General features: G+C 42.4%; 5 protein-coding genes. 1 reads left to right on the top strand and 4 read right to left on the bottom strand.

What is annotated here, in order from left to right:
* Nucleotides 1-295: 295 nt before the first annotated feature.
* From PSF42_RS17205 to zipA, 4 genes are all read right to left on the bottom strand, one after another.
* Nucleotides 296-511, bottom strand: coding sequence for a DUF3820 family protein (locus PSF42_RS17205; protein WP_004912576.1), 216 nt, complete (start codon nt 509-511; stop codon nt 296-298).
* Between the two features lie 79 nt (nt 512-590).
* Entirely contained in the window at nt 591-1,775 is a 1,185-nt protein-coding gene (locus tag PSF42_RS17200; protein ID WP_004264869.1) for a NupC/NupG family nucleoside CNT transporter, read from the bottom strand.
* A gap of 275 nt (nt 1,776-2,050) precedes the next feature.
* Nucleotides 2,051-4,069 (bottom strand): NAD-dependent DNA ligase LigA, encoded by a 2,019-nt coding sequence (ligA, locus tag PSF42_RS17195; RefSeq protein ID WP_125892118.1) that lies wholly within the window; start codon nt 4,067-4,069, stop codon nt 2,051-2,053.
* 57 nt (nt 4,070-4,126) lie between these two features.
* Complete coding sequence (zipA, locus tag PSF42_RS17190) at nt 4,127-5,128, bottom strand: cell division protein ZipA (RefSeq protein ID WP_213913187.1); 1,002 nt, start codon at nt 5,126-5,128, stop codon at nt 4,127-4,129.
* Nucleotides 5,129-5,346: 218 nt separating this feature from the next.
* Between zipA and cysZ the strand changes: the two genes are divergently transcribed.
* Nucleotides 5,347-6,111, top strand: a complete 765-nt coding sequence (gene cysZ / locus PSF42_RS17185) for a sulfate transporter CysZ (protein WP_125892122.1) — start codon at nt 5,347-5,349, stop codon at nt 6,109-6,111.
* Nucleotides 6,112-6,266: the final 155 nt, after the last annotated feature.

The raw sequence follows: 6,266 nt of genomic DNA, 5'->3' as shown, positions 1-6,266 counted from the left end.
AGCTCAGCTGGGAGAGCGCTTGCATGGCATGCAAGAGGTCAGCGGTTCGATCCCGCTTAGCTCCACCAATCATTTAAATACTAAACGTCACTACTCGTCTCTTCCATTTTAAATCAATATATACTCAATATTATGCAATCCTCACAAAGCCAAATTCTCTTGAAGATACGCTTTTCCTACTACAATATATGTGAGTCGCATACAGAGTGAACTTTAGTCCAGATCAAATATTTGGGGATAATATGATGTGCTAGAACGATTGAGATTAAAAAGGGCTTAACACCAAGCCAGTCAACTAACCCCGTTTTAATGGCTTTACCAGCCCTTCTAGGCCCTCAATTTTAAGCCCTAGTGTCATTTCCATTAACTGTCCTAAACGTCCAGCAGGGAACTCCCCTTTCTTATAAAACCATAATAAATATTCTTCGGGTAAATCAATCAATACACAGCCTTTATATTTACCAAATGGCATATACGTGTTGGCCATATCAATGAGATCTTGTTTTTCCATTCTGAGTTCTCTTTCATATCAAGCACAAAAAACGGCGTTCATCTGAACGCCGTTTCGTAATCTAGCATGTTTTCGTGGATTACAAAACCAACCCAACGACCGCTGCAGATAAGAAGCTAACTAAAGTTGAACCGTACAGTAATTTCAAACCAAAGCGAGCTACGGTATTACCTTGTTTCTCATCTAAGCCTTTAATTGCACCCGCAATGATACCAATAGATGAGAAGTTAGCGAAAGACACTAAGAATACGGATAAGATCCCAACAGAGCGCTCAGATAACCCACCAGCAATCGCTTGCAAGCCGTCCATCGCAACAAATTCATTCGTGACCATTTTCACTGCCATAATTCCGCCAACTTGTAAGGCTTCATCGGCAGGAATACCAAGCATCCATGCAAACGGATAGAACACGTAACCTAACATGGTTTGGAAGTCGATACCGAATACCGCGGAGAAAATACCGTTAATCATCGCTATGAGGGCAATAAAACCAATCAACATCGCTGAAACGATAATCGCTACTTTAAACCCAGCAAGAATATATTCGCCTAACATTTCAAAGAAGCTTTGTCCTTCATGCAGGTTGCTCATTTGAATATCTTCTTCACCTTCAGGTGGATACGGGTTAATCAGTGATAGGACGACGAAAGTACCAAACATATTTAGAACCAATGCAGCAACCACAAAACGCGGCTCTAACATGGTCATGTATGCCCCAACAATAGACATAGATACTGTTGACATGGCAGTTGCCGCCATGGTGTACATTCTGCGGTCTGACATCCGGTTCAGTTGGTCTTTATACGCAATAAAGTTTTCTGACTGACCCAGTAACAATGAACTGACTGCGTTAAAAGACTCTAACTTACCCATACCATTCACTTTCGATAACACGGTACCGATGATACGGATCACGATAGGGAGAATTTTGACGTGCTGTAAGATCCCGATCAACGCAGAAATAAAGATGATTGGGCATAACACTTGTAAGAAGAAGAACGCTAAGTTGCCTTCAATCATGCCACCAAAAATAAATTTAGTCCCTTCTGCTGCATAGCCTAGCAAGTGGGTAAATACCCCTGCCACACCAAGAACAAAAGATTCGCCAATATTCGATTTTAAGAACAAATACGCTAATGCAATTTGAATAACGAGTAGTTGAACAACATAGCGAGGACGGATCCCTCTACGGTTACTACTGGCTAAAATGGCAAGTGCTGCAATTACAACTAAAGATAAAACGAAATGCAGGATCGAGGTCATATGCGACTCCAACAAATTTAAGAATCAGTCTATGTGCATATTCTATGTAATAGACAACATTTAAATGAGACGGGAGTCACATTAATATGAAAGCTTACTAGGTGTATTTTGCAAAAAGAAGAAGGTGATCACGTTTCAACGATAGCAATTCCTACCATTCGCTTTTTTTGCACAGAAATTTTACTAAAAATTTAAGTTAAGACTTACAACAACCTGCGTATAAAATTGTTGCCTACAATGATTGTAGGCAACTAAGTCAAATTGAATATAGTTCACTATTGAATATTCAGCAAACGAATCAATTCATTTTCATCGATAACGCGTATGCCAAGTTCATTTGCTTTGGCTAATTTAGAACCTGCGGCCTCTCCTGCGATAACTAAATCTGTTTTTTTAGAGACGCTTCCTGAGACTTTCGCGCCCAAAGCGACTAATTTGTCTTTGGCTTCATCACGGGTTAATACACTCATCGAGCCAGTCAACACCACCGTTTTACCTGCAAATGGGCTATCGATTTCTGCACTATTCACCACTTTTACTTCAGGCCAATGAATATTAGCCTTTGTCAATAAATCTTCAATCACCGCCTGGTTATGAGGTTCACGGAAAAAATTGACCACATGTTTCGCAACTACATGACCAATATCTTGAACGGTTTTTAGTGACTCTTCATCCGCCGCCATCACCGCCTCAAGTGTTGTGTAATGCGCTGCTAAGTTTGCCGCCGTTGCTTCGCCAACCTCACGAATTCCAAGGGCATAAATAAAGCGAGCCAATGTTGTTTGCTTAGACTTATTGAGTGCATCAACCAGATTCTGTGCCGACTTCGGCCCCATTCTATCGAGGCCAGTTAAGATACCAGCACTTAACTGATAGAGGTCTGCGGGGGTTTTGACATACTCTTTTTCAACTAACTGGTCGATAATTTTATCGCCCATGCCATCCACATCCATTGCGCGGCGTGAGACAAAATGCTTCAGTGCTTCTTTGCGTTGTGCCCCACAAATCAGCCCACCTGTACAGCGTGCTACCGCTTCACCTTCAACTCGTTCGATATCAGAGCCGCATACAGGGCAATGGGTTGGGAAAACAATTTCGCGGCTATCGGCAGGTCGCTTATCAACGACAACACTGACGATTTGTGGGATAACATCCCCTGCTCGGCGAATAATGACCGTATCACCGATATGCACGCCAAGACGTTCAATTTCATCTGCATTGTGTAGCGTCGCATTGCTGACGACTACACCGGCAACTTGCACGGGTTCTAAACGCGCCACAGGCGTGATGGCACCGGTACGCCCAACTTGAAATTCTACATCTTTTAATAGTGTTACTTGCTCTTGAGCAGGAAATTTAAACGCCGTCGCCCAGCGAGGTGCTCGAGAAACAAAGCCTAACTCTTCTTGAATTGCAATCGAGTTAACTTTAATCACCACACCATCGATATCAAAGCCAAGATCAGGACGAACTTGCTCAATTTCACGATAGAAATCTAATACAGCCTGATGACCAACACGTAATTGAACATAATCACTAACCGGCAAACCCCATGCTTTGAATTGCATCAAACGCTCATAATGTGTATCTGGTAACGTGCCACCTTCTACTAACCCAACACCATAACAATAAAAAGTGAGAGGCCTTTTGGCGGTAATACGTGGATCCAATTGACGTAGAGAACCCGCAGCCGCATTACGAGGGTTCGCAAAGACTTTACCATCTGTTTTACGCGCTTGCTCATTCAGCGCTTCAAACCCTTTTTGAGGCATGAAAACTTCACCGCGGATCTCAACACGATCAGGCACATTGTTACCTGTTAAACGTAATGGAATAGCGCGTATGGTTCGAACATTCGCAGTAATATTTTCACCGACAGTCCCATCACCGCGAGTCGCAGCTTGTACTAACTCACCGTTTTCATACAACAAACTTACCGCTAGCCCATCAAGTTTGAGCTCACAACAGAAAGTCAGTTCTTGATGATTTTTCAAACGGTCTCTTACCCGTTTATCAAATGCAAGATAACTTTCCTCATCAAAAACATTATCTAGCGATAACATAGGAATTTCATGGCGTACGGTATCAAACGCAGCTAATGGCGCGGCACCAACACGTTGAGTCGGCGAATCACTCGTGACAAGTTCAGGATGTTGTGCCTCTATCTCTTTGAGACGTTGCATTAACTTGTCATATTCAACGTCTGGAATTTCAGGCGCATCTAATACATGGTATTGATATTCATGATGACGTAACTGTTTTTTTAATTCGTCTATTTCTTGTTTGGTTGTCATGATCCACTCATACAGATAAAAAACCCCCAATTAATGGGGGTTCTGTTCAATGTTTATTTAACTTAATGTATTTCTAATTCGAGCATGGTACACCTCTATTTTTTGAGGTGTCAGCATTTTACGTTCGTCATCAAGGACTACCCCTCCCGCATCTGATGCGATACGTTGAGCGGCTTGTAACATCAGTTTGAAATTTTGCCCTGCATCACCGTAAGACGGTACCATCATGAACATGGAAACCCCTGGCGTAGTAAAGTCAGCCATTGTCTCAGGGTCGAATGAGCCCGGTTTCACCATGTTAGCAAGGCTAAACAACACTGGTCCCGTACCCGATGGATTGACATGGCGGTGGAATATTTTCATTTCCCCGAATTGGAAACCGGCTTGTAAAATACTTTGCAGTAATAACTCACCTTGAAGTTCCTGCCCTTGCAAAGCGGCTACGTGAAGTACCAGGACTGTCTCCTTGCTACTTGTTGTAGCAGGATCTTCCTGCGGCTCAGCTTTCTTCTCAATATGCTGCGTCTCTTGTTCATAGGTACTCGACTGGGGCTCTTCTCTTAATTTAGTTGAATCAATATGTGGTTCAGTAGCGGCATTGGTAACCGGTTGAGTTTGAAGTTCAGGCTCAACGGCTACTTCCTCACTCATGTTAATGGTGAGTTGCTCAGGAACATGAACAGCTTCATTACGTTGATGCGGCGTAGGTTCGCTATGTACGGGTGATTTAGCCTCTGGCTCCCTATTCATAACAATATCAGGTTCAACCGACGCCTGTGCCTGTATATTAGGTTCAACTGGAGACTCATTTTTTACCGGATATACAGGCTCAGTGGCAGCTGGATGAACAGGTGCCTGCTGAGTAGGTTGATTTTCAGTAAATAATGCAGAACTATCATATTCTGATGAGTTCTCTTGCATATCGTTCTTTCTACGTTTTACGGGTCTGTCGCGAAATAACTTCGAGCGCTCTTTACGGCTGGTCCATAAACCATGCAGTAATAAAGCGACAATCGCTATCGCACCTACGACCACTAATATCAGACGCAAATCCTGCATCGCTGCTATCTCTAGTTGATGAATGATAATGCCAACACGGCGGAAACTACCTTAAGATTATTTCTCAATTGCTCTAAGTGCAACCCCCAGAACGATTTTCTTACAAGAAAGAGAATATTCCGCTTTCATTTGCTGCTTTTTTAAGCGAATAATGGCTAGTCAGCCTAATTTCATATCTATATGATACATGGTCAACCGAAAAGGAGAGAACAAGAAGTATGACCCAATCGACATTTTCGACACAAAAAGACCATTCTGGTTTTTATTATTTTACACAAGGCTGGAGACTAATCACTCGGCCCGGTATTAAACGTTTTGTTATTTTGCCCCTATTAGCCAATATTTTATTCTTAGGCGGCGCATTTTGGTGGTTATATACCAAGCTTGGTGGCTGGATAGACCAAGTGATGGCTTACATTCCTGACTGGCTACAATGGCTCGATTATGTTATTTGGCCAATCGCTGTTATCTCTATTTTGCTCGTATTCACTTATTTTTTTAGTACGGTTGCTAATATTATCGCTGCACCTTTTAACGGTTGGTTATCAGAAAAACTCGAAGCGGAGCTAACAGGTAAACCGTCACCAGATACTGGCGTTGCTGAGTTATTAAAAGATGTACCTCGTATGATAAAACGCGAGTTTGTCCGAATCGGTTACTATTTACCTCGCGCTATTGGGTTATTGATCCTATTTTTCATACCTGGTATTGGCCAAACCGTCGCTCCGGTACTGTGGTTTTTATTTGGTGCTTGGATGATGTCAATCCAGTATTGTGATTACCCGTTTGATAACCACCGTGTTGGTTTTAGCGAAATGAAACAAGCGCTTGCCAAAGAACGGATGCGAAATATTCAATTTGGTGGCGTTATCAGCCTGTTAATGATGGTGCCTTTTGTCAACCTAGTGATCATGCCTGTTGCAGTTTGTGGTGCAACATTGATGTGGGTTGACCGGTATCGCGACCGCTACGCACGCTACTAATCTATTAAATCATTGCGCAGGTTTACCGCCTGCGCTCTTCTTTTATTTAATTCTCTTACCTATTTTCTGCAAAATTTCTTAGAACTATTAGGTCTAAAATAGCATTTCGTTATAAGCTTATACTCAAATCGTATTTGCATTAATTTGTTCTTTCC

Origin of the sequence: Providencia sp. PROV032 (assembly GCF_028484875.1) — a bacterium.
Classification (GTDB): Bacteria; Pseudomonadota; Gammaproteobacteria; order Enterobacterales; family Enterobacteriaceae; genus Providencia; species Providencia rettgeri_E.
The sequence above is the reverse complement of the archived record's forward strand: the minus strand, read 5'-3'. Positions and strand labels throughout refer to the sequence as shown.